At 30.0% G+C, this 24,764-nt stretch carries 27 protein-coding genes; 7 read left to right on the top strand and 20 right to left on the bottom strand.

The features are described 5' to 3' along the window. Window position 1 precedes the first annotated feature (1 nt). Genes GQF29_RS08075 through GQF29_RS08090 form a run of 4 tightly spaced genes read right to left on the bottom strand, consistent with a single transcriptional unit; the run spans window position 2 to window position 3,711 of the window. A complete protein-coding gene (locus GQF29_RS08075) occupies window positions 2–301 on the bottom strand; it encodes an AtuA-related protein (protein WP_008789078.1) in 300 nt (99 codons plus the stop codon). Window positions 302–304: 3 nt separating this feature from the next. Next, window positions 305–1,654 (bottom strand): acyclic terpene utilization AtuA family protein, encoded by a 1,350-nt coding sequence (locus GQF29_RS08080; protein WP_008789077.1) that lies wholly within the window; start codon window positions 1,652–1,654, stop codon window positions 305–307. Continuing rightward, window positions 1,632–2,384, bottom strand: coding sequence for a carbohydrate deacetylase (locus GQF29_RS08085; protein ID WP_017144021.1), 753 nt, complete (start codon window positions 2,382–2,384; stop codon window positions 1,632–1,634). Before GQF29_RS08085 ends, GQF29_RS08080 begins: the two co-directional genes overlap by 23 nt. Next, window positions 2,374–3,711, bottom strand: coding sequence for a PTS sugar transporter subunit IIC (locus GQF29_RS08090; RefSeq protein ID WP_008789075.1), 1,338 nt, complete (start codon window positions 3,709–3,711; stop codon window positions 2,374–2,376). The genes GQF29_RS08085 and GQF29_RS08090 overlap by 11 nt, the downstream gene beginning before the upstream one ends. 159 nt (window positions 3,712–3,870) lie before the next feature. Here GQF29_RS08090 and GQF29_RS08095 point away from each other — a divergent pair, with 159 nt between their 5' ends. Both GQF29_RS08095 and GQF29_RS08100 read left to right on the top strand, forming a co-directional pair. Further along, window positions 3,871–5,100 (top strand): neutral/alkaline non-lysosomal ceramidase N-terminal domain-containing protein, encoded by a 1,230-nt coding sequence (locus tag GQF29_RS08095; protein WP_008789074.1) that lies wholly within the window; start codon window positions 3,871–3,873, stop codon window positions 5,098–5,100. 75 nt (window positions 5,101–5,175) lie between these two features. Further along, complete coding sequence (locus GQF29_RS08100; protein ID WP_017144020.1) at window positions 5,176–5,922, top strand: MurR/RpiR family transcriptional regulator; 747 nt, start codon at window positions 5,176–5,178, stop codon at window positions 5,920–5,922. A gap of 55 nt (window positions 5,923–5,977) precedes the next feature. Here the strand turns inward: GQF29_RS08100 and GQF29_RS08105 are convergent, their stop codons facing one another. From GQF29_RS08105 to GQF29_RS08130, 6 genes are all read right to left on the bottom strand, one after another. Beyond that, a complete protein-coding gene (locus GQF29_RS08105) occupies window positions 5,978–6,766 on the bottom strand; it encodes a Cof-type HAD-IIB family hydrolase (RefSeq protein WP_117769113.1) in 789 nt (262 codons plus the stop codon). A 1-nt stretch (window position 6,767) separates the two neighbouring features. Then, window positions 6,768–7,547, bottom strand: coding sequence for an HAD-IIB family hydrolase (locus GQF29_RS08110; protein ID WP_008789070.1), 780 nt, complete (start codon window positions 7,545–7,547; stop codon window positions 6,768–6,770). An 86-nt stretch (window positions 7,548–7,633) separates the two neighbouring features. Continuing rightward, the gene (gene mreB, locus GQF29_RS08115) at window positions 7,634–8,623 is read right to left on the bottom strand and encodes a rod shape-determining protein (protein ID WP_008789069.1); all 990 of its coding nucleotides are present in this window, start codon (window positions 8,621–8,623) and stop codon (window positions 7,634–7,636) included. An 80-nt stretch (window positions 8,624–8,703) separates the two neighbouring features. Further along, entirely contained in the window at window positions 8,704–9,339 is a 636-nt protein-coding gene (locus tag GQF29_RS08120) for a M23 family metallopeptidase (RefSeq protein ID WP_008789068.1), read from the bottom strand. A gap of 31 nt (window positions 9,340–9,370) precedes the next feature. After that, window positions 9,371–10,276 (bottom strand): stage II sporulation protein D, encoded by a 906-nt coding sequence (spoIID, locus tag GQF29_RS08125; RefSeq protein ID WP_117769112.1) that lies wholly within the window; start codon window positions 10,274–10,276, stop codon window positions 9,371–9,373. A gap of 27 nt (window positions 10,277–10,303) precedes the next feature. Next, complete coding sequence (locus tag GQF29_RS08130; RefSeq protein ID WP_008789066.1) at window positions 10,304–10,510, bottom strand: DUF1146 domain-containing protein; 207 nt, start codon at window positions 10,508–10,510, stop codon at window positions 10,304–10,306. 219 nt (window positions 10,511–10,729) lie between these two features. On the opposite strand from GQF29_RS08130, the gene GQF29_RS08135 reads away from it, so the two are divergent. The 4 genes from GQF29_RS08135 to GQF29_RS08150 are packed head-to-tail and all read left to right on the top strand — an operon-like array spanning window position 10,730 to window position 13,220. After that, the gene (locus GQF29_RS08135) at window positions 10,730–11,650 is read left to right on the top strand and encodes an aldo/keto reductase (protein WP_008789065.1); all 921 of its coding nucleotides are present in this window, start codon (window positions 10,730–10,732) and stop codon (window positions 11,648–11,650) included. 8 nt (window positions 11,651–11,658) lie between these two features. Further along, on the top strand, window positions 11,659–12,168 hold the full coding sequence (locus GQF29_RS08140) for a GNAT family N-acetyltransferase (RefSeq protein ID WP_008789064.1): 510 nt from the start codon (window positions 11,659–11,661) through the stop codon (window positions 12,166–12,168). Continuing rightward, complete coding sequence (locus tag GQF29_RS08145) at window positions 12,158–12,664, top strand: GNAT family N-acetyltransferase (protein WP_054688791.1); 507 nt, start codon at window positions 12,158–12,160, stop codon at window positions 12,662–12,664. The genes GQF29_RS08140 and GQF29_RS08145 overlap by 11 nt, the downstream gene beginning before the upstream one ends. Before the next feature lie 37 nt (window positions 12,665–12,701). After that, window positions 12,702–13,220, top strand: a complete 519-nt coding sequence (locus tag GQF29_RS08150) for a ferritin-like domain-containing protein (protein ID WP_008789062.1) — start codon at window positions 12,702–12,704, stop codon at window positions 13,218–13,220. A gap of 56 nt (window positions 13,221–13,276) precedes the next feature. Here the strand turns inward: GQF29_RS08150 and GQF29_RS08155 are convergent, their stop codons facing one another. Next, window positions 13,277–14,158, bottom strand: a complete 882-nt coding sequence (locus GQF29_RS08155; RefSeq protein WP_008789061.1) for a YitT family protein — start codon at window positions 14,156–14,158, stop codon at window positions 13,277–13,279. Between the two features lie 155 nt (window positions 14,159–14,313). Beyond that, the gene (locus GQF29_RS08160; protein ID WP_008789060.1) at window positions 14,314–15,336 is read right to left on the bottom strand and encodes a glycoside hydrolase family 25 protein; all 1,023 of its coding nucleotides are present in this window, start codon (window positions 15,334–15,336) and stop codon (window positions 14,314–14,316) included. A gap of 237 nt (window positions 15,337–15,573) precedes the next feature. Here GQF29_RS08160 and GQF29_RS08165 point away from each other — a divergent pair, with 237 nt between their 5' ends. Further along, entirely contained in the window at window positions 15,574–16,797 is a 1,224-nt protein-coding gene (locus GQF29_RS08165) for a coiled-coil domain-containing protein (protein ID WP_160340781.1), read from the top strand. A 12-nt stretch (window positions 16,798–16,809) separates the two neighbouring features. On the opposite strand, the gene GQF29_RS08170 is transcribed toward GQF29_RS08165, so the two are convergent. The 8 genes from GQF29_RS08170 to tmk form a co-directional block, all read right to left on the bottom strand. Then, a complete protein-coding gene (locus tag GQF29_RS08170; protein ID WP_008789058.1) occupies window positions 16,810–17,766 on the bottom strand; it encodes an L-lactate dehydrogenase in 957 nt (318 codons plus the stop codon). A 155-nt stretch (window positions 17,767–17,921) separates the two neighbouring features. After that, window positions 17,922–19,772 carry a PTS fructose transporter subunit IIABC gene (locus GQF29_RS08175; protein WP_054688794.1) on the bottom strand — a complete coding sequence of 617 codons (1,851 nt, stop codon included), beginning with the start codon at window positions 19,770–19,772 and terminating at the stop codon, window positions 17,922–17,924. Next, window positions 19,762–20,688 carry a 1-phosphofructokinase gene (gene pfkB / locus GQF29_RS08180; RefSeq protein ID WP_008789056.1) on the bottom strand — a complete coding sequence of 309 codons (927 nt, stop codon included), beginning with the start codon at window positions 20,686–20,688 and terminating at the stop codon, window positions 19,762–19,764. Before pfkB ends, GQF29_RS08175 begins: the two co-directional genes overlap by 11 nt. 69 nt (window positions 20,689–20,757) lie before the next feature. Then, complete coding sequence (gene rsmI, locus GQF29_RS08185; protein WP_008789055.1) at window positions 20,758–21,606, bottom strand: 16S rRNA (cytidine(1402)-2'-O)-methyltransferase; 849 nt, start codon at window positions 21,604–21,606, stop codon at window positions 20,758–20,760. Further along, window positions 21,599–22,333 carry a tRNA1(Val) (adenine(37)-N6)-methyltransferase gene (locus GQF29_RS08190; RefSeq protein ID WP_054325219.1) on the bottom strand — a complete coding sequence of 245 codons (735 nt, stop codon included), beginning with the start codon at window positions 22,331–22,333 and terminating at the stop codon, window positions 21,599–21,601. The genes rsmI and GQF29_RS08190 overlap by 8 nt, the downstream gene beginning before the upstream one ends. Then, entirely contained in the window at window positions 22,314–23,144 is an 831-nt protein-coding gene (locus GQF29_RS08195; RefSeq protein WP_008789053.1) for a PSP1 domain-containing protein, read from the bottom strand. The genes GQF29_RS08190 and GQF29_RS08195 overlap by 20 nt, the downstream gene beginning before the upstream one ends. 12 nt (window positions 23,145–23,156) lie before the next feature. Further along, entirely contained in the window at window positions 23,157–24,110 is a 954-nt protein-coding gene (locus GQF29_RS08200; RefSeq protein ID WP_117769110.1) for a hypothetical protein, read from the bottom strand. Next, window positions 24,107–24,730: a dTMP kinase gene (gene tmk / locus GQF29_RS08205; RefSeq protein ID WP_117769109.1), complete on the bottom strand. Its 624-nt coding sequence runs from the start codon at window positions 24,728–24,730 to the stop codon at window positions 24,107–24,109. The genes GQF29_RS08200 and tmk overlap by 4 nt, the downstream gene beginning before the upstream one ends. Between the last annotated feature and the right edge of the window lie 34 nt (window positions 24,731–24,764).

Raw genomic sequence — 24,764 nt, forward strand, 5'->3', positions numbered from 1 at the left:
TTTAAATCTTCATTTCTAATAATGCACTTCCAAGAGTTTTTCCGTGCATATCAATAGCTAATGATCTTGTTACTCCACCACCTAAGGCATCTTCCATAACAAAATTTAAAGCTCCAATACTCTCTATTTCATATCTAGTTATTTTTCCATGAACAATATCTTTAAAATAATCCTTTAATTTTTCTACAGTGACTTTTTCTTTAATAAGCTTATAATCCTCTTGCTGATAAGCAATAACAGAAATAACTGATATATTTCCTTTATCTCCGGTTCTTGAATGAGCAATCTCTTTAAGTAACATATTCTAAACCTCCAAATATCCAACAGTAATCTCAAAATGATCTGTTGGAACCAAAATAGATGCAATACTAATAATATCTTTTATATTTTTAGTTGCGCCACCACCACCAGATGGTCCATTTGTATACAATGCTTCTACCTCATTACCAACAATCTGAGCCTGAGCATAATCTTTTACACGTGCTGCCACTCTTAATCTTAATTCAAATGACACTCCCTGTAACAATTGATTTGAAATATGATCTTGATATAATGAATTCAGACCAATATAATCATATCTGATTTCATCTGCATTAAATCCAATCATTTCAAAGCGATGTTTTAGAACCTCTTTTGCAAGTTGCGCTTTTGCAAGCGCATTGCATCCCCCATAACTTATCTGGCCTTCACCAATGTAACAATCATGATAACCTACACTTGTTTTGTAATAGCCATTAGGTGCATGTCCGGTTGCTCCAGATATCTTAACAATATCTTTTTCTAGTTGTTCTACTTTTACATGTGAAAAATCAGCAATGACATCAGGTGTAAAATATTGAACTGGATCTTGAATTTCATATAATGTTTGTTCCTTCACTGTTTCAGTTGTCACTATACCACCAGTATGAGGTAATTTCGTTACAATACCATCTCCAGTTTCATCTACTTCTATAATTGGAAAACCAAGATTCCACAATTCTGGAACATCTTTATAACCAGGATCTGCGTAATACCCTCCTGTCACTTGTCCTGCACATTCTAATAAATGACCAATCCATGTTCCTTTACCTAATTTATCATAATCATCCATTGCCCAACCAAATTCATAGACCAACGGTCCTAATGCTAATGAAGGATCAGCAACTCTTCCCGTAATAATAATATCAGCATTATTTTCTAGAGCCTCTACTATCCCTTTGATTCCAATATATCCATTAGCAGATAAGATATCTCCATCAATAGCCATAAGAGGTTGTCCTGTTTCCATAACCTGATAATCCATATAATTCTGCAATTGGCAACTAATATCATCACCTTCAACATAAGCAATCTTAATATGTGTTAAATTTTTCTCTTTAGCCATTTTTGCACATTTTCTTGCTGCAGCCGCTGGATTAGCAGCCCCCATATTCGTAACAACTTTAACTTTATGTTCTTTTAATGCATCTAATATTTTTTCAAATCGATATTCAAATAATTCATTATATCCTAACGCTGGATGACTTTGTTTTGCTTTTTGAGCTAGTGAGATTGTTCTTTCAGCAAGACATTCAAAAATAATATAATCTAACTGCCCTTGTTCAATTAAATCAATAGCCGGCTCAATCCTATCGCCAGCATACCCAGCTCCACTACCTATACGTATTTTCTTCATATGATTCTCCTAAGTAGTTTGTAACTACTATTTTGTTTTCCTTAATATAATCTTTTATATCTTGATGACATAAAATTGATAATTCTACAACTCGATTGAGAGAATAAGAACTTTTTTCATATAATTCTAAATCACAATTTCCTGGATGAGTCATAATTTCAATATTTTTATTCTTATATTTTTCTAATATATCAATCAATCCCTCAACTGATATCTTTTCATTCACAAATTCTTTAACAAATAAATAATCACTATATCTTCTCACAGGTAAATGATATTCTTTGGCTAATCTTTCTGTTGCAAGATAATTATCATGAAAATCATGCATACCATGATGACTATCTAAGTGACTTGGCTTACGCCCAAATATTTCAATATATTTTTCTATCTGTGCTTTAAATTCAAGATAGACTTCCTGAGGATCAAACATATGTTCTTGCAGCATTTCTGGCTTATAGAAATACCCAAATTCATCAGTAAGTGTCTGATTTTGTGTGAGAGACTTTCCTAGTGTTAGTGTCAGATGAACACCGACAGCTAGATTAGGACAATCTTTTAATAATTTTTTACCATATTCAACATATTCCATATTGCATAAAGCTGTTGTTGAACGAATAATTCCTCTATGATATCCTTCGATAATACCTTCAGTTACTGCCTTTGTATAACCAAAATCATCTGCATTTATAATCACTTTCATATAAGAGAAAAGAGCACTGTTAATCAGCACTCTTTACCTCCTCATTTGCTAATAACTGTTTATCATATGCTTTAATGAACGGTAAAGCAATAATAATATCTAAAATCAATAACGCTAACCAAACAAGTATAGACTTAGGATCCATAGATGCCAACCATGCTTGAAGTGGTCCTGGTACTGTAAAAGGCAATGTCACAAAGAATTTTCCTAAAAAGCCACTATCCATTAAAAAATAAACAATTGCAAAATTTAAATTATTACAAATTAAGAATGTAATGAGTGTAAATGGATTTAAAACTGTTGGTAATCCAAAGATTAAAGGTTCATTAATATTAAAGAATGCTGGAACAGATGCAATTTTACCAATTGACTTTGCTTGTGAAGATTTGCAGAAAACAATAACAACAATAACAACTGCAAAATATGATATCCATCCACCATAAACACTATTAACTGCTCCTGCAAAAATACTAGGTAATTCTTTACCAGCAGCATAAGCTTCTGCATTTAAAGTTAATCCTAAAGTTGTTAGTGGTGTTGTCACAATACCAACCATATTCCCACCATGAATACCAAAGAACCAAAATGTTGTCATTAAAACATTGATTAATAAAATTGATGGTAATGATCCTGTTGCTGAAATTAATGGTTGGAATGCTGCATAGATCAATCCAGGAATACCAGTTCCAAATGCTGAAGTACACAAAATGTTTAAAACCATAAAGAAAATCAAATTAAAGATTCCTGGAATCAATACATTAAATGGTGCAGCCACATTAGGTGGTACTGAAGATGGTAATTTAATAACTAAATTTTTCTTAATAAATAAGTGATTAATTTCAATAACGGCTAATGCAATAACAATAGCTGTAAACATTCCTGAAGCACCTAAATTTGTTAATGGAATTGCTGTGACACTTGTCTCTCCAGATGCAAATGCCTGTGGTACCCCTGAAATACATAAGAAAACTAGCAAAGCAGAGATAACATTTGAAATAGCATCCATTTTATATGTTTTACATAATTGATATGAAACACCTAAAACGACATAAATAGAAATTGCTCCAATAGTTAAATAATATGGAGTCAGTAATGTGCCAGCATTTGCTGCTGCCCAATCACGCCACATACATAAAAATGAGAAAAAGAAGTTTGTTGGTTGCATTGTTGCATTAATAGGTGGTTGAGCCAAAAGAATAGCAAACCCTCCAATAATTGTAACGGGAACCAAAACAGTTAATCCATCACGAACTGATGCTAAATGTTTTTGTTGTGATATCTTTGTTGCAACTGGTACAACATATTTTTCTAATAATTCTTGGAATTTAGCCATAAACCCCTTATTTGTTGTTTCCATAAGTTTCCTCCCTTATCATATGTCATTTTTGTTAACCGGTTTCATTTGACATAAATAGCATATCATTTTATGAATGGTTATGCATGAAAAATATTTATATTTTGAATATTCTTTCATTTTATATTAAAATATGCTATACTTTATTTGGAGGTACTTACTATGAAAATTGGTTATCATAAATATAAAATTACACCTACTGGTGCTGTCCATATGGCTGGATATGGACGCCAGAAAAAATCAACAGGCATTCTTGATCCTATAGAAATCAATACATTAGTGATATCTATTCAAAATCAATTCTTTATTCTCTCTATTCTTGATTCTATTATTATGGAGAATAGTGTGATTATTCCAGTAAAAAATGCAATAAGTGAAAAGTATAACATCTCTCAAGATCAGATTATTATTGGTTGCATTCATACCCATTCTGCACCCGCTTATTTTAAGCCTTTCTTTGAAAATGTTGAAATTGAAGAAGAACTTCAGCAATCTCTAATCATTCAATTTATTGATAGTATAAATCAAGCTATGACATCATTAGAAGATGCAACTTATCAACTAGAAAAAACAACAATTAAAGGGTTGTATGGAAATAGGAATGAAATGAATGGCTATTCAAATAAGGATGTCATTGCAATTCATTTTATCAAAAACAATGAAACTCTACCATTCTTTACACTCTTATCAATGGCTTGTCACCCAACTATTCTTAATGGAACAAATTTAAAATTATCCGCTGATTTAATTGGTGCAATTCGCTTACTCTATCAAGAAAAGTATCAGCATGAATGTATGATTATTAATGGCTGTTGTGGAGATGTATCAACTCGTTTTTACCGTCAACTTTCTGGTGAAGCAGAACTAACACGGGTTTCTCATGAAATAATAGATCAATTCAATAATCTTAATGAAATTTATTATCCTATGACTCAAATTCAATCTTCACATATTGTTCAGGAATATACTTTTGATGGGAGGACTCATGAATTTACTCAAATGAAAATATCAGAACTTCAAAAAACAATTCAGGAGCACCCCGATTCTCAAGATGCATTTATGGCTGAAACATTATTAAAGAGTCTATTGCTAAAGGTTAAAATGAGTCCTATGACATTATCTTTAAAATCTAATATTGTTATTATGGGTAAAGTTATTTTTATATCTTTACCTGGTGATATTACAGCGATTTTAGGAAAAAGAATTCAGGATGCTTTTTCTGATTATCTTGTTATCTTAATTGGTTATTGTGAAAACTATTCTAATTATTTTGTTTGTGAAGAAGACTATGGGAAATATTTTGAAACATATATTTCTAGATTAAACAAGGGAAATGCTGATACTTTTATTCAAAGTATTATCAATGAAACAAATCAGTTAATTAATGCTTAATTCGTAAACCTCATTCAAATTGTTCTTTCATTGAATGAGGTTTATGTTTATAATATAAGGGAATGGAGTGATATTATGAACCCTTTTGAAAAGATTGAACTAAAAAAAGATACATTCACAAAAAAAGAGATGATTGTCTATAATATATTACAAAAAAATCCTGATCTTATTTTACGTGGATCAATAACTTCTCTAGCTAAAGATTATCAGGTTTCACAGTCTACAATAACACGTTTTTGTCAAAAAATTGGTTATGATGGTTTTAATGAATTTAAATTTGATGTTTTTAGATCAGAAAAACAAGGTAGACAAGAACAAAACAATAATCTTTCTACTATTGATTCTTATTGTCGTTTATTAAATATTTTAAATGAAAATATTGATAATGAAATGATGGAACGATTTGCTAAAAGTATTATTCATGCAGATACAATTATTGTCACTGGCTCCCACAAAAGTTCTTTACCTGCGAAGATGCTACAATATAATTTATTTAAAATACATAAAAAGGTTATTTTTTTAGCAACAGATGAGTTTCATGATATTGATCAAATTGCTAATAAGAATGATCTTGTCGTTGTTTTTACAAATAGAGGAAATGGATTATCTACATTTAATAATATTAAAGAAAAAAAAGAAAAAAACCAATTCCAACTTGCTTTTATCACTATGCATGATAAACTTTTTGTCAAGAAAATAAGTGATTATTATATTTGGTTACCTTCATCATCTAATCAAAACTTTGATCAATATTTAGAAAATCAAATTGTTTTTTTTGTTTATGTTGACTTGTTAACTTCTCAAATAGCAAAACTTATTTAAAAGGATTATAATGATTAACTCATTATAACCCTTTTTTTGTTTATATATTTCATAGTTATAAATCAAATAACTCTTTTAATTTATGAGCAACACCATCTTCGTGAACAGTTAAACAAATGCTTTCTGCTCTTTCTTTTATAATATCAATAGCATTTCCCATTGCAATTGCGTGTCCTACTGTTTCAAACATTTCTACATCATTTGGTCCATCTCCAAAACAGTAACTATCTTTGATATCAATGTTTAATAATCTTAAAACATCTAAAATCCCAGTTGCCTTCGATACATTTTTTGCATAAATTTCCATACTATGATTATCAGGATGCAATTCATATTGAAATGCCCCATAACAAGATATAGCAAAATCTAATTCTTCTTGATCTTTTACCCAAACTTCTATTTTAACAGTTTTATGCATAATTTCCTCTTCATCATAATCAAAACAAAAGTTCTCAAAATCTATATTACATTTTTTATAAAAATCTAATAAACATTGAGAATTTCTATCTAGACAGCAAACTGTTGATGTTTGTAAGACATATTCAATATTCTTTTCTTTAAGCTTTTGACATAATTCTTTGACATCTTTATAGTTAAGAAATCTTTTTTCTAAATCATGATTCTGATATTTAATATTTGCCCCATTAGCAAGAACATATCCATCAAATCCAATGTCTTTCACATTATCTGCAATATATCCATATGGTCTACCACTCGCAACAAAGCACAAATGTCCTAATGCCCTTGTAGCAGCAATAGCTTTTTTAACATTATCTGTAATCCCACCTAATTCATTTGTGTATAAAGTTCCATCTACATCAAAAAATATAATCTTCTTTTCCATATTAATCTATCCACCCATAATATTGACATGCTTTATATATTCCATCTTTATCAGCATCATCTGTAACATAAGTTGCTTTGGCCTTCAACTCATCAATAGCATTTCCCATCGCAATTGATGTCCATTCTCCAGTAAACATGCTCAAATCATTTTTCTCATCACCAAAAACAACCACATCTTTATAGTCACCACCAAAATGATCAACAATCGCTTTTATACCAATAGATTTATCTCCAGGTTCCACAAATAAGAATTCTTTATGAAATCGACACCATGGTAATTCTTTTAAAGATTCTAATTGATCTTCTTCAGGACTATAACAAGCAATATAAACCTTATATATTTCATCATAATCTCTAGGATCTAATCCCTCTTTAACAACCGTGTCCATATATATATCATGTGTAAAATCATAAAAACGCTCATCTGGAGCAAGTCTTCTTGTTGCATTATCTGGAGAAATAGCCCAAATAAATCCCTTTTCCTTACACTCATCAATTAATCGTAAACATTTGTCATAATCAAGTGGTTTAATTTCTAATAACTTGCTATCTATTGTAATTCCATTTCCACCATCACTAACCATATTTTTAAAACCTAATTCTTCCATATGATTCTTTGCCATCGCATAACTTCTGCCTGTTGCTATTGCTAAAAAATGTCCTTGTTCTTCTAATTTCCTTAATGCTAATTTTGTTGATTCAGGAACATACTGATCACCTGGTGTCCCAACTGCTAATGTTCCATCTATATCAAAGAAGAAAAATTTTCTTTTACCCATTTTTTTCACCTCGTGCACCATTTTATCAGAAATTGAAAAATTATTCTTAAATTTGCAGGATAAGAAAAAAATAATGCTCTTAAGCATTATTTTAAGTATTGTGTATTTTCTAACATAATTCCGCAACCTTCCGCAACACAATCAAGTGCATTGTCAGCTACGAATACAGGAACTCCTAATCCTTCTTCTAAATATTTATCTAAATTATGAAGTAAAGCTCCTCCACCAGTTAAGAAGATACCTTTGTTAACGATATCAGCTGATAATTCAGGTGGTGTTTGTTCAAGAACTTGTTTTGTTGCTCTTAAAATAGTTGAACAGCATTCTTCTAAAGCTTCTTGAGTTTCTTTAGCATTTAATTGAATTGTGTGAGGTAATCCTGTTACTAAATCTCTACCTCTTACATCTAATATATCTTCAGCAGATGCACCATATGCTGTTCCGATATTCACTTTAATTTCTTCAGCAGTACGATCACCAATTAATAACTTATATTTATCTTTAACATATTTGATTAATTCTGCATCCATCTTATCACCAGCAACTTTTAAAGAAGTGCTTGTGACAATATCACCTAATGATAGAACAGCGACATCTGTTGTTCCCCCACCAATATCAATAACCATATTTCCTGATGGTTTAGAAATATCTAATCCTGCTCCAATAGCAGCAACCTTTGGTTCTTCTTCAATGTAAACTCTTTTTGCTCCACATCTTAAAGCAACATCCTGGATAGCACTTTTTTCAATAGAAGTGATATTAGAAGGACAACAAATTAAGATTGTTGGTCTTGAGAAAACTCCTTTTAAGTTTAATTTATTAATAAAATGAGTAATTAAAATTTCAGTAATTTGAAAGTCTGCGATAACACCATCTTTAAGAGGACGAATAGCTTGAAATTTACCTGGAGTTTTTCCTAGCATATCTCTTGCTTCTTCACCTACAGCGATTGGTCTATTTGTTTCAGTATTGATTGTTACAACAGAAGGTTCATTTACAACGATTCCTTCACCTTTAACATAAATAAGAATGTTAGCTGTTCCTAAGTCAATACCAATTTCTTTTGATAATTTCATAAACATTCCTCCTATAAGCATTTCTATTGTAACATTTTTTGTGGTAAATACAAGAAAAAAATAATAGCGATTGAAAATCGCTATTTAATCGTATTTAAGGCCTGACCAAGATATTTTTCTGGGTTAAATAACTGATCTTCTTTTTGTAAAATGAAATGTAAATGATTCTTTAAATCAGCTTCATAAACATTCTCTCCACTTGTCCCAATAACGTCTCCTTGTTTCACAGTTTGATTCAATTCAACAGATACTTTAGATAAAGATTCATATGTTGTTGAAATCTTATCACCATTTGTAATTGTTACAATCCAACCGAGAACAGGATCATTTGTTTTCTTTGTTACAGTTCCGCTTATAGCAGCAAGAATATCAAATGCTTCATTCTTATTAGAATAATCAATTCCTTGGTTAGGTCTATATACACCTTCAAATAAAATTAATGACTGTTCCTGTTTTGCTGCATCATCATCTTTATTATAAAAATATCTAACAATTCCTACACCATCTTTAACAGGTGCTTTGAGTGTTTCAATTGTTTTTTCTTCTTTCTTATCTTTGTTGTCTTTATTTTCTTCAACTTTAACAACTGATTCATCCTCAAAGTCACTTGTGTGATTATCTAAAATTCTTTGCACAACACCAATACCACCTAAGAATACGGCTAATGCTAATGTAATCCCAAGTGCTTTTTTGTATTTAAATGATCTTTTCTTCATACTTTCACCTCAATCTAAGTATGAACAAAAGTTACGAGTCTATACGTTTAATTTCAACATTTTGATAATAATGATGAAGAATCTCTTTATATGACTTATTTTCTTTAGCCATTGCTTGTGCTCCATACTGACTCATTCCAACACCATGTCCACTTCCTTTGGTTGTAAATTTATAACCTTTTGACGTTAAATCAATTTGGAAACAGGATGATACTAATCCAAGTTTTTCTCTCACTTCTCTACCGGTATAAGTTTTTCCATTAACTGTTACATTTTTAACATATCCACTTTCTGTATGAGAAGTCACCTCAATATTAGGAGATTTAACTCCAAATGCATTAGCCAATTGTGTTTTGGTAAACGTCTTATATCTAATATTTCCAGGGTCAATCGTTAGATCCCAATGACTATCTACTGATTTTAAATACGCAACTTCACCATTAAAATAATCTTCACAATTAACAGTCTTCCCATTACTGCTTGAAAAAAACATTGCTGATATATATTTTCCTTGATAAGTCATCACTTCATAACTTGTTTCTTTGACTGCTTTTTCAACTTTTTCTTTATTCTCCTTATATTGATTTCCCCAATTCTTTTTCATTTGACTATCAGTTAAAAAGACTTGAGAATTTGTAGTATTATCTACATTCATTTTTCTAGATAATACAAATGTACGGCTAGCAACAACTTGTGCTTTCAAGGCCTCTTCTTCAAAACTTACAGGCATTTCTCCAGCAACAACACCAACCAGATATTCCTCTAATGGAATTTCTAACGTTTTTGATTTTGTCTTCACTTTAACGATATAATCTTTTTGATTATTTTGTGCTTGATAGTTAGATTTTATGAAAGTTATTGCATCCTGATAATGTAAACACCCAATCATGAATATCAATACAAAAACAAAAAGAAGCTTAGCATATATTGTTTTCATAATATAATATATGCTCTGCTCCTTATTTTAGAATTGAAAACTCATAGAACCAAAAGTTAAAACAAATGATGCAAATAAATATCCTAAGGCTACTGAAGTGACAATATAAAATATGTAAAATTCTCTAATCTTTGTTCTTTTTATATATTCTTCAAATTTAAAGCAACTCATACCAATCATTGCCAGGGCAATAGAAATAATATAAACAACAATATTAACAATATGATAAACCATATTCTTCACCTCACTCATTTTTCATATTTTACTATAAACCATTATACAATAATGATACTTCTATTGTATAAGTTATAACTTAAAAAGTAAAGTCAGACAATTGAGATATAGATATCAGTCTTTATCTATCATTTTCCTGATTATTTATAAAAACCATTCTTTTCCTCTTTTACATTAGAGTCATAATTTAGTACAATAACTACATAGGAGGATATTATTATGGAATATTTTGATTTACCTCATACAGATCTGAAAGTATCAAGAGTAGCATTAGGTTGTATGAGAATTGCAAATAAGAGTGTTGAAGAAGTTGAGGAATTAGTGAAGACTGCTTTAGATGAGGGAATTAATTTTTTTGACCATGCTGATATTTATGGTGGTGGAAAATCTGAAGAAATTTTTGGACAAGTCTTAAGTAGGAATCCTGAATTAAGAAAACAAATGGTTATACAGACAAAATGTGCAATTATACCAGGAAAAAGATACGATTTTTCAAAAGAGCATATTATTAATAGCGTCTATGCTTCATTAGAAAGATTACAAACTGATCATGTAGAAATCCTACTATTACATAGACCAGATGCTCTATGTGATCCAAAGGAAGTTGCTGAAGCATTTGATGAATTATATGAATCAGGGAAAGTGAAATATTTTGGAGTTTCTAATCATACTCCATTCCAAATTGAACTTTTACAAAAGTATACGAAACATCCTATTATTATCAATCAATTACAATTGTCCATTGTCCATTCTGTCATGATTGATGCTGGTTTAAATATGAATATGAAAGAAAATTGGGCTCAAGATAAAGATGGTGGTGTTTTAGATTATTGTCGTCTTAAGGATATAACTATTCAGCCATGGAGTGTTGTACAAGCTTCATGGGCTGAAGGAACATTTTTAGATAATCCTGATTATCTAAAATTAAATAATGTCATGCAAAGGCTTGCTGATGAATACCATGTAACAAAGAGTGCTATTGCGATTGCATGGCTATTGCGTCATCCTGCATGTATGCAACCTATTTTAGGAACAACTTCAATAAAACATTTAAGAGAAAGTGTTGCTGCCTGTAATATAAAATTGACAAGGCAAGAATGGTATGATCTGTATCTTGCAAGTGATAAGCCTCTTCCTTAAGGAGATATATGAAAATAGAACTTTTATCATTAGATGAGATTGACCCTTGCCAATTAGCAATTCATGCTAATGATCCTTTGGTCAATCGCTATTTAAAGAATTCTTTTCCTTTTCCATATACATTAGATCATGCAATGAGATTTATAACTCATTCTTTAGAACATAATGCTTTGGATTTTGGAATTGTTGTTGATGGAATTTGTATTGGTTGTGTAGGTGCTACATTTCATAAAGATGTTTTTATAAAAAATTGTGAAATTGGTTATTGGATTGGTAGTCAATATTGGGGATTAGGAATTACAAAGCGAGTTGTTAAAATGTTTTGTGATTATCTTTTTAGTCATTTTACAATTACCAAAATATATGCAGAAATCTATAGTGAAAATATTGCATCATGTCACGTTTTAGAAGCAAATGGATTCCAAAAAGAAGGCTATTTAAAAAAACATGTCTATAAAAATAATAACTATCATGATCTAATTATATATGGATTAAGGGAGGAAGAATATGAGTATTAAAAAATCTAGTGTTAATGATGTACAAGCAATTATGAAGCTTGTGCATCAAGCACAACTTTATTTTAAAAACAATGGTATTGACCAATGGCAGGATGGTTATCCAAAGGATGAAAATATCTATTCTGATATTGATAAGGGACATAGCTATGTTTTGTTTCAAAATAATATTATGGCTACTATGTATTTTGCTTTTGAAGACGATCCATGTTATAAAGATATTGATGGTCAATGGTTAACTAATAATCAGACTTATGCTGTCATACATAGAATTGTTGTTGATGAAAATTATAAAGGACAAAATCTTGCAAAACAACTTCTTGATTTTGCAATTGAACAATGTCTTCAAAATCATATTTATAGTATTCGTATTGATACTCACCATGATAATCAATCTATGCAACGTTTTCTCACTAAAAATGGATTTGAATTATGTGGCCAGATTATGCTTGAAAGTGGTGCACCACGTATTGCGTTTGAAAAAACATTGAATAAATAAGAAAAACCTTCATATATAAGAATATGGAGGTTTTTATATGGAATATTATATCAATGAACCCTATCCATCAATTGACAATTTAGACATGAATATTGCCTATGGACAAATTCTTCTTTCTAATATTGGTGGATTACAATGTGAAATGAATGCTGTCAGTTTATACTTCTATAACCATGTTATTTTAGAACAACTTTGGCCTGAATTATCACAAGCTATGCATAAGATTAGTATTGTTGAAATGCATCATTTAGAGATTTTTGCCAAAATGTGTTGTCATCTTGGGGTTGATCCTCGTTTATGGGATTGTCAAAATGATTTTTTAGAATATTGGTCTCCTGGATATAATGTCTATCCACGTCAGATTAACACAATGCTTGAAAATGCCATTATTCAAGAACAAAATACGATTCAAATTTATCAGCATCAGGCTTCATGCATTCATGAACCTATTATTCAAGATGTCTTAAATAGAATTATTAAAGATGAACAATTACATGTTCAAATACTTGAAAGTTTTCTTTATGAATATAACCACAACTTACAAACAGATATTTAATCTGTTTTTTTTGTTTTACATGAAATTATTAATATGAACTTAAATAATATTTTTAACTATTCTAAAGGCTCTTGATAAAATCTTCCTGTTATTCCTTCAGATTTTACTGTATTAATAAATACCTTTGAATCTAATGCTTTTACAAGATGAACAACATCTTTGACTTCATCTGCTCCAACAACAGTATATAATAATGCTTTATTTTCTTTTAAATAACATCCCTGCCCTTCTAAACGTGTAACTCCATGATGAGTATAACTCATTAATTCTTGTTCTAAGAGTTGAGCTTTGCTTGTAACAATAAACAGAGTAACCCTTTGGTCTCTTTGATGAAACCTTTCTATAATTTGTGTTGATACAAATTGGAAAATAATAGAATACATAGCTTCTTCGAATCCAAACAACAATCCAGCAGCCATTAAAATAACAACATTAATTCCAAAGACAAAATTCCAAGATGGTTTTTTTAATTTATTTGATAAATAAACTGCAATAAAATCAGTCCCCCCACTAGATGCTTTTCCATATAATGCAATAACAATCGCTATACCATTAAGAATTCCTCCAAATACAGATACTAGCAATGGGTCATATGTAATTGGTGCAACTGGAATTAAATCAACAAGAAACGAATTTAAAATAATCATGATAACTGAGTAACTTGTAAACTTCTTTCCAATCATTTTAAATCCAATAAAAGCTGGGACTGCATTTAAAGCAATATTTATAAATGAATAAGGCAAACTGACTCCTAAAAATTCAAGGGCAGATCTCTGCAATAATAATGAAAGACCTGTAAATCCTCCTGGAATTAAATTTCCTGCTCTGACAAATGATTTGATATTCACTGACATAATCAGTGAAGCTATTAAAACACAACACATTGAAGTTACGTGCTTTTTCCATTCTTCTTTATCTTTTGTTTTTGCGTAAACCATACTGCTCCTCCGTTAATACGCAATCATTATACGCTTGTACAAACATGAATACAATATGATTTTTTTCTTTTTATTAATCCCAAAATAAATTATATAAATTTATTTTTTAACAAATTAACAATTGTACATACAAAAAGACAATAAAGGAAATTCCTTTATTGTCTTAATCTACCTTCTCTTAACAATTGTAAGAGTTCTAAATTTTGTTTTGCACTTCCTGTATAATTTTCAATACCATTCTTTCTAGCTAAATCACGACGTGATGCAAAAGAAGCATCTACTCCTATTTGTGTTAAGGCATCTACTAAAGAGTCTCCTCTATATGTCGGATTAGATAGATAACGCATTGTTCCTGTAATACTTTCATTATTAACCCAACCTAACCCATTTCCTATTAGGTAAGGATTTCTTGCTCCTGCAACAATTCTTGTAATTGTTCCATGATTCATATATGGAATCAAAGGTATGCTACTTTCTGAAGAAATATAAACATGATCGAATGTCACATGATCACCTACTTCATAATTTGTTGTAGGTTGTTCTGGCTGTTGTGGTCCTTCTGCTTCAAAGTTATTAAAACCACCTGCTCTGATTTCAGCTGGAAAATCCCTATAAGCAAAGTTTCTATCAACTGGAGCATTGATACCTTCAACAAAACCATTATCTGTATATTGCCACATATCAAAACCTTCAGCACCTAACTCTTCAGCATAACGTGCTACCCATCTTGTATAACGAGTAAAGAATGCACCAGTTAATTTAGAAGTCCACCAGTAATATGAAGCATAGAAACCTGGGAAATAGTTATTCTTAGCTAATTCATCTGCCCATACTCTACAGTTTCTTTCAATTTGTTCATTTGTTAATCTCCCAACTCTTGGATCTTCTAAATCAAGATAAATTGGATATTCCATTTTATAATCTTGGATTAATCTCATAACATGTTTAGCTTCTGAAAGTGCTTCTCTTTCATTTGTTGCATAAGAATATAGGTAGACTCCAAAAGGAATACCTAATCTTGTACATTCATCAGCATTTCTTTTAAAAGTAGGATCATCTTGTCCTGGAATGTCTTGTCCATAACCACATCTTAAAATTGCAAAGTCAATGTGTTTTTGTACAAGCTCCCAATCAATCTGTCCTTGATATTGGGATACGTCAATACCATCTCTAACCATTGATTCACCTCCTTCAAAATACTATATGTTCATTTTTTTATATTGTCTTTACATTTGCCTCAATTTTTATACTTTCTTATATATATGATATGATTTGTAATTTATGAAAAAGAATCATATTCTTATGTATAATCTATCTTTATTTATACTAATAACCCAATATATTTCTTCTTTTAACAAATATTGGTGGTTCATTCTACAAAATTTTATGTTATAATGAGAAGGCGAGGTGATCAAATGAAAAAATTAGTTTTAAGTTTTTTAGTAATATGCTCTATTTTCACAATGACGGTCTCATCTAATCAAGTTGGTGCTAATGATTTTGCTGGTAATGAATCAAAGTACATAAAGTTATGTTCTTCATCTTCACTTAAAAAATCAGATAAAAAAACTTGTGAAGAGTTCAATGAATATCTTCGTAAAAAAAATAGTAATTTAAAAAATGAGATTAAGGAGACAAAGAAGGAACTCAGTGATACAAATAATGATATTAGTCAGGTTTCTTCTAAAATCAATACTTTAAATTCAGAGATTTCATCTAAGGAAAGTGAAATTAATTATCTTCTTTCTTCAATTGAGAAAGTAAAAAAAGATATTACTAAAAAAGAAGAACAAATGAAACAACGCTTATATGTTATGCAAACAACATATAATTCTAATTGGATGCTTGATTTCTTATTTGGAGCAGAAGATTTTACAACATTCTTCTCTCGTCTCACAAGTCTTAATGATATTACATCTTATGAAAAAGAACTTGTTGCAGACTTAACAAAACAAAAAGAATCGCTTGATTCTCAAAAAGAAACATTGCTTAATGCTAAAGCTGCATTACAATCACAAAAAAACACACAATTAGCTCTACAAGATAAATTAATTGATTTGAAAGCATCACAACAAAAAAATATTGCTGATAGCCAAGCAGAAGCAAAGAAAGTATCTGCGGCTCAACAAAAGATAGATGCTGCACTTGAACAATTGATGTCACAAGCCCCTAGTGGTGGTGGAGGATCATATGTTCCTGGTTCTTCAGCGAAAGGAAATGCTATTGCCCAAAAGGCTTTAACTAAACTTGGTGCACGTTATTGGTGGGGTGCTCCTGGTGGTGGTTTTGGAGATGGTCAGGGATTGGATAATCCTAATGCTAAATATTTCGATTGCTCAGGTTTCGTTGCATGGGCTCATCGCCAATCAGGCGTCAAAATAGGACGTACAACTGCTGCTGGTTATTCAAGAAGTGGTAAAGCAGTGACAAGAGCTCAATTACAACCAGGTGATGTCATTACTTTTAGTTATGGTAGCGGTGTTGCTCATATTGGTATTTACATCGGTGGTGGAAGTTTTGTTCATGCTGCTGGTAATGGTTCTGGAACAAGAGGACAATATGCAAATCAATGTGTTAAAACTTCACAATTAGCTGGATATTGGGAAAAATATGTTTATAATTATAGACGTTTGTATTAGAAAAGATTTGGGTTAAGATAAACCCAAATCTTTTTTTACCTCTACTTTTAATTTTCTTAATATTTCATAACTATCGTCAAATTTACCTTGATCAACACCATTAAGAGGAAGTTGGATAACTTCTTTAATGCCTTCTCTATTAATAACACAAGGCACTCCTATATAAATATCTTTGTGTTTATACTCATGATCCAAATATGCACTCACACATAAAATCTTATTAGTATCATTAAATATAGAATTAATCAATTTATTTAATGATAAACCAATTCCATAATATGTTGCCTTTTTTCTTTCAATAATTTCATAAGCAGCATTTCTAACATCATCATAAATTTCATTTAAATCATTCATATCTAAATTCTTTTCATCAACATATTCTAATAGTGTTTTACATCCTACATAAGTATTTGTCCAAGAAATAAAAGACGAATCACCATGTTCACCTAAAATATATGCTTCAATGTCATCGCTTGAAACACCAATATATTCACTCAGTAAATATCCCATTCGTGCTGTATCTAACAGCGTTCCAGTTCCAATAACTTTACTTTTATCTATACCCATAACTTTGTAAACAACATAACTTAGTATATCAACAGGATTACTTGCTACTATGACTATACCGTTAAACCCACTGCTCTTAATTTTTAAAGCAATATCTTTTACAATATTGGTATTAATTTTTGTTAATTCCAATCTTGTTTGCCCTTCTTTTTGATTTGCACCTGCACAAATCACTACAATATCACTATCTCTACATTCTTGATAGTTACCAGATTTAATTTTCATTTTATTTGTACTATATGGAATTCCATGATTTAGATCCATGGCTTCACCTTTTGCCTTTTCCTCATCAATATCAATAAGAACAAGTTCATCTATTCCTCCTGTATTCATAAGTGAATAGGCCATACTCATACCAACCATTCCTGTTCCAATTAGAACGACTTTTCTACTTTCTTTCATTATTTATCACCATATATATTATGATGAAACTTTTTTCTCTTTATACATTTATTTCTAATTATTGTATATTGCACATTGCAATTTTTTTAATTTAAAAAAGGAGATCAGTTTATTTTTAGTATATTAATTTTTCTATAAATTATTTAAATGTCTTATTATGAATTATTTATATTCTTTTTGAATAATAAAACAAAACTCATACCTATTAAAGTAGAAGCAAAAATTGAAATCATAAAGAAATGTGGCTTGGTAATAAATGGTAAAGTAGCGATTCCACCATGAGGAAACATCTGGCTACATCCAAAAAACATAGATAGTGCACCAGCTATACCAGAGGCAATAATACAAGGGAAATGAATTCCTCTTTTATCATTAATCATATATGGAATAGCTTCTTCACTTACAAAGCATAAACCTCTAACCAAGCATCTCCATTTCCCTGACTTTTCTTTTTCATTAAATAGTTGTGGATATACCATAATAGAAAGCCAGATAACAATTGGAGGAATCATTCCTGCAACCATAACCGCTGACATGAAATCAAATCTTTTTAATAAAATACCTATAATTCCTATACTATATGCTATCTTATTTATTGGAGCACCCATATCAATTGACATCATTGCTCCTAGAACAAAACCTATAATTATCAGAAGTATTGGACTTAATACTAAAATTTGATCCTGATATTGATAATCAATTGCTCTTTGAGGTAGAAAAGTTAAAATAATCGTCATAATAGCAAAACCTGATAATGGCAACAAATAATTTGGAACAAGACTATCCATTAGCTCTGGAATATATGAAAATAATTTCTTTAATCCTAATACAAGATAACCAGATACAAATCCTATAACTATCATTCCAATTATTCCTAGATTGTGATTCATATAAATAAACGATGAGAATAATGCTACCGTGAAACCTGGTACTTCACTTATGCTTTCTGCTATAAAAGCAGAAAATAGGCATCCTGAAAACATAATGGCTAGCCATGGGATATTTTCTAGATTTAAATTCATAAACCATCCTAATTCTGCATCATTATATATGTAATATGATTGATCAATGCCTAACATAATCATTATTTGACTAATAATACCATATATCATTAGAATTGGTATAAGTCGAGAGACTCCATTCATAAAATGATTATAGATATTTTTAATTTTTTTATAACTTTTCTCTACTTTCTTTTTATCCTTTTGGAGTCGTTCTTCTTCATTATAATTCATAGCTTGTTCAATTAAATTTTGTGGTTCATGTATTCCTTCAGCTACAGGTACTTGAATTATATTTTTATTAGAAAACCTTGTCATTTCAACTTTTTTGTCAGCTGCAATTATAACAGCTTTTGCATGTTCAATATCTTTTTTAGTTAATTTATTTTTAACACCACTTGCACCGTTTGTTTCAACTTTTATTTTAACACCCATTTTTAATGCTGTCTCTTCTAGTGATTTAGCGGCCATATATGTATGTGCTATTCCTGTTGGACATGCTGTTACAGCAACAACATCAAATTTATCATTTTCTTGTTTATTATTTTTTATGTCTAATTTGCTAGTTAAAATATTAATAAAATGTTTAGGTGTTTGAGCGTTAATTAGATTTTTAATAATTTTATCATCCATGAGTATTTGACTTAATTCTGCAAGTATCTCTAAGTGATTCGTACCTCCCTCCTTTGGCACTGCTATCATAAAAATTAGTTTAACAGGAGTTTTATCTAAAGAATCAAAATCAACACCATCCTTATCTACCATTGCTACTAATGATGGATACTTTACCGTCTCATTTTGTGCATGTGGTATAGCAATCATGTGGCCTATACCTGTACTTGATAATTTCTCTCTAGCCATAATCGCTTGTTTGAATTTTTCTTTATCTGTAATATGATGACATTCGAAATGCTTATCAATTAATGTATCAATAACTTCTTCCTTATTGGAACTATGTTCATTTAATATGATACTATCTTCTTTCAATAGATCTTTAATATTCATATTCTACCTCATGGACTTCATTCAATAAATTGAGAACTTCACTCTCCCTTGCTAATTCTTCTGAGAATGCACTCGCACTTCCTGTTGCCACTCCCATTCTAAATGCATGAACATAACTCTCTGTTTTCATATAGCCTGCTATAAACCCAGCTACCATTGAGTCTCCAGCACCTACTGAATTCTTAACAATGCCTTCAGGAGCATCACTCATATATACTTTTCCATTTTCACAAATATATATAGCGCCTTCACCAGCCATAGATATAAGGATATTTTTTGCTCCCATATCTTGTAATTTCTTACCATATATTATGATATCTTTTTTATCAAAAAGTTTCACGTGAAACATTTCTTCTAATTCATGCTTATTTGGTTTAATTAAAAAAGGGTTAAGTTCTAGTACTTTTAATAATAAGTCTCCAGTTGCATCTACAACAACTTTAACCTCCTTATCTTTTAGATAATCCATAATTCTATAATAAATATCATTGGAAAGGCATTTAGGAATACTTCCAGATAAAACAAGAATATCTCCCACTTCTAAACAATCTAGTTTTTGGTAAAATTCATTTAAATGATATTTATTGATCTCTGGACCATTCCCATTGACTTCGCTTTCTTCATCACTCTTCATTTTAAAATTAATTCGCGAGTAACCATTTTCTATTTTAATGAAATGTGTCTGTATACCAAAATCATCTTCAATTCGTCTTTTTATCTCTTGACCAGTGAAACCAGCTATGAAACCAAAAGGTATACTTTTAATTCCAAGATTATTTAAGACAATTGAAACATTAATACCTTTACCACCTGGTAATATCTTTTCTGAATTTGTTCTATTAACTTCACCTATCTTAAAATGATCAACATGAACCAAATAATCAATAGATGGATTGAAAGTTACTGTATAAATCATATTTTTCCTCTCCTTTACTATACTTTTATTATACTTTATTCAAAAAGAAAAATGAATATATAAATATACTCATTTTTTATGATATTCTTGATACACAATATTCTTTGATATTTTTCTTTGTTTTGATACTTCCTTTATAGCATCTTTTGTAGACATTCCTTTTGCTATATATTCACTAACATGTTCTTCTATTGACTGTTCAAAAACGACTTCCTCAGTAGATTCATGACATCCCTCAACAACAATAACCATTTCACCCTTCATATCATCTACAACAGTTAAAATTTCCTCTATAGAACCTCTATTAATTTCTTCATATTTCTTTGTTATTTCTCTACATAATGCTATATTTCTATTACCAAAAATATTAAGCATATGATTTAAGGTTTTTTTGATACGATGTGGAGCTTCATAGAATACTATAGTTTCTTTATAATTCTTTAAATCTTCTAATTCCTTTTTCTTCTTTTTATCTTGATGATCTAAAAAACCATAGAATAGAAATGGCTGAGGAGTTATGCCAGATACTACTAAGGCATTAAGACAGGCATTTGCTCCAGATATTGGTACAACATTATAGCCATTTGAAATAACTTCCTTCACTAGTTCATAGCCTGGATCACTTATTGCTGGATATCCTGCATCACTAACTAAAGCAATATCATATCCATCTTGTAACAATTGAATGATTTTAGGGATAGATGTAACTATATTATGTTCATGATGAGAAATTAGCTTTGTTGTAATGTTAAAATGGTTCAAAAGTTTAATTGTATTCCTTGTATCTTCCGCAGCTATAAACTGTACACTCTTTAAAGTTTCAACTGCTCTATATGTCATTTCACTTAAATTACCAATAGGAGTTGCTACTAAAAATAAAGTAGGTTTTTTGTTTTCAAAACTCTTCTGTCTAATCATCATCTTTTTCTCCAAACATTCTTCTGACTTCCTTTGTATAACTTCCATCTTCCTCATGAGCATATAATGGAGATTCGATCTTAACTCCTTTATTTCCTTTGTACATTCCTTCAATTAAAAATATATGTGACTCTTTACCAAATTTAGGATATACAAATCGTATACGTTTAGGCTCAATATCATATTTTTGCATAATATTTATAATTTCAATCATTCGATCTGGCCTATGAACCATTGCGAACCGACCTTTATTATCAAGTATTCTAGCAGCAGACTGAATAATCTCATCTAAATTGATTTTTATTTCATGTCTTGCTATTTGAAGATATTCATTCTCATTGATATGACTTCTCTCTCCTACTTTAAAAAAAGGAGGATTACATACAACAAGTTTAAATTTCTCACTTGTCTGTACATAGTCTTTAATATCATTATGGATTATAGTAATTTGATTTTCCAAGTGATTCAGTTTTACATTCTTAATTGCAAGTTCTACAGCATCTTTTTGAATTTCAATACCAATAATTTCTTTATCTGTTCTTCTTGATAATAATAGTGGAATTGCAGCGTTATTTGTTCCAAAATCAATAATTTTATGTAAATCTTTATTAAGAGTACAGAATGATGCTAATAAAACAGTATCCAAAGAAAAATTAAACATATCTTTTCTTTGGATAATTTTCATATCATTATATGCTAGTAAATAATTAACGACCTCGTTGCTCATTTTTATGATCCTTTGGTGGTAAAATTTTGATATCGTTTAATGAAACAAATGAAATATTTCCATCATAATCAATTTTAACTAAATCACTAATAACATTTAAGCCAATAACTTTAACTATCTTATCTTCAAACCTTACTCGAGATCCTAATTTTGGAAAACGTCTTTTCTCGATTGTATATGCTTCATCTTCATATTTTAAACAGCATAACAATCTGCCACAAGCCCCAGATATCTTATCAATATTTATTGCTAACATTTGATTTTTAGCCATATTAATTGTTACACCATCAAATTCTCCTAAAAATGAAGAACAACACAATGGTAAACCACATGAACCAATTCCACCAACAATTTTTGATTTATCCCTTGGTCCTATCTGTCTTAATTCAATTCTACATTTAAAGACACTTGCTAACTCCTTTAAAAGTTCTCTAAAATCCACACGACTCTCAGAAGTATACATAAATATAACTTTTGATGCATCTAAAGTATATTCACAATTGACTAAATGCATATCTAACTTATATTCATTTACAATTGTTTTACAAATTTCTAATGATTTCATTGCTTTTGTTTTATTAAACTCAAACAAATCAAGATCAGCACGATTTGCTCTTCTTTTTACTCTTTTTAACTCAGTATCTAAATTAAACTCAGAAATATCTTTAAGTTCAGATATTAATTCACCTAACTCTAATCCTCTAATTGTTTCAACAACAACTTTATCACCCTTATGTACATCTAAATCAGTTGAAAAAAAATACGATTTACCAACATTATTAAAACGTACAAGCGCTAATTTTTCTTCCATATTAATTCCTTTCTATATATTACACATCATACTATCCATTAATAAAAGGACATTTGCATTCGTGCTTAATAAATATTCTGTATTTAAAACTAAATCTATTTTCTCAATAATATTTTCTGGACTATCTTCAATCTTTTCAAATAAACTCTTATATGAGGAATAGGTAAGTTCCATAGATTGTTTCACGTGAAACAAATCCCTTAACCCTAAAACTAGCATATTTAAGAAAAGTTGAATTGATGCTTTATCCTTAAAATCTTTTAACAAATGAGTCTCAACATTAATTAATAAATTATCCCTATGAAAATACATATCCTCAATAAAATGATAAACTTCAAGTTTTAACTTATCAAATACCTCAGATTCAATATATGGTTTACATTCTTCAAATGTTTCAAACAATTCAGTTAAAACATTAATATCATCAGTCGGTATATCAGCTTTTATCAGTTCTGCTTTTAGCAAAGATTTAGAATTAGGTAATAATTGTATAACTTGGCATCGAGACTGAATAGTAGGTAATACACGATTAATATTTTGGCAAGTAAAAATCGCATAAATACCGGGAATTGGTTCTTCCAATATTTTTAATAGGCTATTCATTGCTTCTACAGTAGAATTTTCAATATTCTCCAACATATATATCTTTGCTTTACCCTCAATAGATGATTTAGAAAACTGCTCTTGAATATTTTCAACATCACCTTTTTTTATTGATTCATCTCTCCCTGTAAGATATATTAGATCAGCATAATTATGTTGACCAATACGTCTACAATCATTGCAGTTATCACATGCAAGTAAATCATCTTCACAAATCAAACTCTTAGCAATATAGTGAGCAGGAAGACTAGCATTCTTTCCAACTAATAAGAAAGCATGGGGTATTTTACCATTTTGAAAACTCTTTGTTAATATCTGATAAAGTATAGGTTGTTCTTTCTTTAAATTATCTTTTAAATTCATAAAATTTCTCTTATCTTTTCAAGGACTTGAAATAGAACGTCTTCAATATCTTGGCTAGCATCAACTTTCACTATACGCTCAGGAAATCTATTACAAATAGTTAAATATCCTTCATACACTCTTTCATGAAAATCAATATTTTCTAAGTCTAATCTATTAACTTCACGTTCCTTATTTGCATAAACTCGTTGTAATCCAGCTTCAGGTTTAATATCAAAAAATACAGTACGATTAGGTAAAATATTTTCAGTAGCAAATAAATTCATATTATAAACTTCATCAATACCAATTCCTCGTGCTAATCCTTGATATACCATCGAACTATCAACAAACCTATCACAAATAACAATTTCACCTTTCTCCAATGCAGGAATGACTTTTTCTACTAAATGTTGGCGTCGACTTGCAGCATATAATAAAGCTTCTGTTTTTCTATCCATATTTGTATATTTTACATCGTGAATAATATCACGAATTTTTTCTGCTATTTCGACTCCACCTGGCTCTCTTGTTAAAGTAACTCGATAACCTTCTTTATCTAGAACTTCTTTAACCATTGCAGCAATAGTCGTTTTTCCACTACCTTCGCCACCCTCAAAAGTTATAAATTTCCCAGACACTAATAACACCTCGTTTCTTTCTCTATTATATAAA

Origin of the sequence: Coprobacillus cateniformis (assembly GCF_009767585.1) — a bacterium.
GTDB lineage: Bacteria > Bacillota_I > Bacilli_A > Erysipelotrichales > Coprobacillaceae > Coprobacillus > Coprobacillus cateniformis.

What these genes read in the sequence shown, in the direction of transcription:
- GQF29_RS08075 (WP_008789078.1), bottom strand. Translation starts at nt 301, where the DNA reads ATGTTACTTAAAGAGATTGCTCATTCAAGAACCGGAGATAAAGGAAAT.
- GQF29_RS08080 (WP_008789077.1), bottom strand. Translation starts at nt 1,654, where the DNA reads ATGAAGAAAATACGTATAGGTAGTGGAGCTGGGTATGCTGGCGATAGG.
- GQF29_RS08090 (WP_008789075.1), bottom strand. Translation starts at nt 3,711, where the DNA reads ATGGAAACAACAAATAAGGGGTTTATGGCTAAATTCCAAGAATTATTA.
- GQF29_RS08095 (WP_008789074.1), top strand. Translation starts at nt 3,871, where the DNA reads ATGAAAATTGGTTATCATAAATATAAAATTACACCTACTGGTGCTGTC.
- GQF29_RS08100 (WP_017144020.1), top strand. Translation starts at nt 5,176, where the DNA reads ATGAACCCTTTTGAAAAGATTGAACTAAAAAAAGATACATTCACAAAA.
- GQF29_RS08105 (WP_117769113.1), bottom strand. Translation starts at nt 6,766, where the DNA reads ATGGAAAAGAAGATTATATTTTTTGATGTAGATGGAACTTTATACACA.
- GQF29_RS08110 (WP_008789070.1), bottom strand. Translation starts at nt 7,547, where the DNA reads ATGGGTAAAAGAAAATTTTTCTTCTTTGATATAGATGGAACATTAGCA.
- mreB (WP_008789069.1), bottom strand. Translation starts at nt 8,623, where the DNA reads ATGAAATTATCAAAAGAAATTGGTATTGACTTAGGAACAGCTAACATT.
- GQF29_RS08120 (WP_008789068.1), bottom strand. Translation starts at nt 9,339, where the DNA reads ATGAAGAAAAGATCATTTAAATACAAAAAAGCACTTGGGATTACATTA.
- spoIID (WP_117769112.1), bottom strand. Translation starts at nt 10,276, where the DNA reads ATGAAAACAATATATGCTAAGCTTCTTTTTGTTTTTGTATTGATATTC.
- GQF29_RS08130 (WP_008789066.1), bottom strand. Translation starts at nt 10,510, where the DNA reads ATGGTTTATCATATTGTTAATATTGTTGTTTATATTATTTCTATTGCC.
- GQF29_RS08135 (WP_008789065.1), top strand. Translation starts at nt 10,730, where the DNA reads ATGGAATATTTTGATTTACCTCATACAGATCTGAAAGTATCAAGAGTA.
- GQF29_RS08140 (WP_008789064.1), top strand. Translation starts at nt 11,659, where the DNA reads ATGAAAATAGAACTTTTATCATTAGATGAGATTGACCCTTGCCAATTA.
- GQF29_RS08145 (WP_054688791.1), top strand. Translation starts at nt 12,158, where the DNA reads ATGAGTATTAAAAAATCTAGTGTTAATGATGTACAAGCAATTATGAAG.
- GQF29_RS08150 (WP_008789062.1), top strand. Translation starts at nt 12,702, where the DNA reads ATGGAATATTATATCAATGAACCCTATCCATCAATTGACAATTTAGAC.
- GQF29_RS08155 (WP_008789061.1), bottom strand. Translation starts at nt 14,158, where the DNA reads ATGGTTTACGCAAAAACAAAAGATAAAGAAGAATGGAAAAAGCACGTA.
- GQF29_RS08160 (WP_008789060.1), bottom strand. Translation starts at nt 15,336, where the DNA reads ATGGTTAGAGATGGTATTGACGTATCCCAATATCAAGGACAGATTGAT.
- GQF29_RS08165 (WP_160340781.1), top strand. Translation starts at nt 15,574, where the DNA reads ATGAAAAAATTAGTTTTAAGTTTTTTAGTAATATGCTCTATTTTCACA.
- GQF29_RS08170 (WP_008789058.1), bottom strand. Translation starts at nt 17,766, where the DNA reads ATGAAAGAAAGTAGAAAAGTCGTTCTAATTGGAACAGGAATGGTTGGT.
- GQF29_RS08175 (WP_054688794.1), bottom strand. Translation starts at nt 19,772, where the DNA reads ATGAATATTAAAGATCTATTGAAAGAAGATAGTATCATATTAAATGAA.
- pfkB (WP_008789056.1), bottom strand. Translation starts at nt 20,688, where the DNA reads ATGATTTATACAGTAACTTTCAATCCATCTATTGATTATTTGGTTCAT.
- rsmI (WP_008789055.1), bottom strand. Translation starts at nt 21,606, where the DNA reads ATGATTAGACAGAAGAGTTTTGAAAACAAAAAACCTACTTTATTTTTA.
- GQF29_RS08190 (WP_054325219.1), bottom strand. Translation starts at nt 22,333, where the DNA reads ATGAGCAACGAGGTCGTTAATTATTTACTAGCATATAATGATATGAAA.
- GQF29_RS08195 (WP_008789053.1), bottom strand. Translation starts at nt 23,144, where the DNA reads ATGGAAGAAAAATTAGCGCTTGTACGTTTTAATAATGTTGGTAAATCG.
- GQF29_RS08200 (WP_117769110.1), bottom strand. Translation starts at nt 24,110, where the DNA reads ATGAATTTAAAAGATAATTTAAAGAAAGAACAACCTATACTTTATCAG.